The organism is Sphingomonas sp. 8AM (genome assembly GCF_902506455.1).
GTDB lineage: Bacteria > Pseudomonadota > Alphaproteobacteria > Sphingomonadales > Sphingomonadaceae > Sphingomonas.
Map to the genome: position 1 here is coordinate 1 of NZ_LR733852.1, position 1,052 is coordinate 1,052.

Below are 1,052 nucleotides of genomic sequence, written 5' to 3' on the forward strand. Positions count from 1 at the left end.
CTAGAGTCTGAGTCATCTGAGCGGAGTCGATCGGGGATTCACACGGCGCTGGAAGTCTGATTCAAGGTGCTGGCCGTGCGGAGGTCGGCAGGTGTGGGTCGAGCCTATTCGGATGATTTGCGTGAGCGGGTAGCGGCGTCGGTTCTGGGTGGCCGGTCGTGCCGGGCGACGGCTGAACTGTTCGGCGTGAGCGTGGCGAGTGCGGCGAAGTGGTCGCAACGACGTCGGGCGACGGGCAGCGCCGCGGCGCGACGGCTGGGACGCAAGCAGCCGCGTTCGCTGGCTGCCGAACGTGCGTGGCTGCTGGAGCGACTGGCGACCAAGCCGGACGTGACGTTGCGCGGACTGGTGGCGGAATTGGGCGAGCGCGGCGTGGTGACGAGCTACGGTTCGGTGTGGCGGATCGTGCGCGAGGCCGGGATCACGTTCAAAAAAAGACGTTGATCGCCCGCGAGCAGGATCGGCCCGTTATTGCCAGACGCCGCGCGCAATGGCGCAAGTATCAGGGCAGGATCGATCCGCGTCGGCTCGTCTTCATCGACGAAACCTGGGCCAAGACCAACATGACGCGATTGCGCGGCTGGTCCCCTCGTGGCCTGCCGCTGGTCGACAAGGTGCCGCACGGCCACTGGCGCACACTCACCTTTCTGGCCGCGCTCCGGCACGATCGGATCGACGCGCCGCTCGTGCTCGACGGCCCCATCAACGGCGAGAGCTTCGCCGCCTATGTCGCGCAGTTCCTGCTGCCTACCCTTTCGCCCGGCGATATCGTCGTCATGGACAACCTCGGCAGCCACAAGAGCAAGGCCGTGCGACAGCTTATCCGCTCCGTCGGCGCCAGGCTTCTGTTCCTGCCGCCCTATTCGCCCGACCTCAATCCCATCGAGCAGGTCTTTGCCAAACTCAAGACGCTGCTGCGCAAGGCCAACACCCGATCGGTCGAGACGACATGGCAGCAGATCGGCTCGCTTCTCGACGCCTTCCCACCCCACGAATGCGCCAACTATCTCCGCAACAGCGGCTACGCTTCAACTTAGATGGATCGCACTCTA

Annotated in this window: 1 protein-coding gene; it reads left to right on the forward strand. The window is 65.0% G+C overall.

Annotated elements, in window-relative coordinates:
- Positions 1 to 93 precede the first annotated feature (93 nt).
- A protein-coding gene (locus BACI71_RS17590) for an IS630 family transposase (protein ID WP_159760702.1) occupies positions 94 to 1,037 on the forward strand; the annotation gives its coding sequence in 2 pieces (ribosomal slippage) (positions 94 to 429 and positions 432 to 1,037; 942 coding nt in all).
- Positions 1,038 to 1,052: the final 15 nt, after the last annotated feature.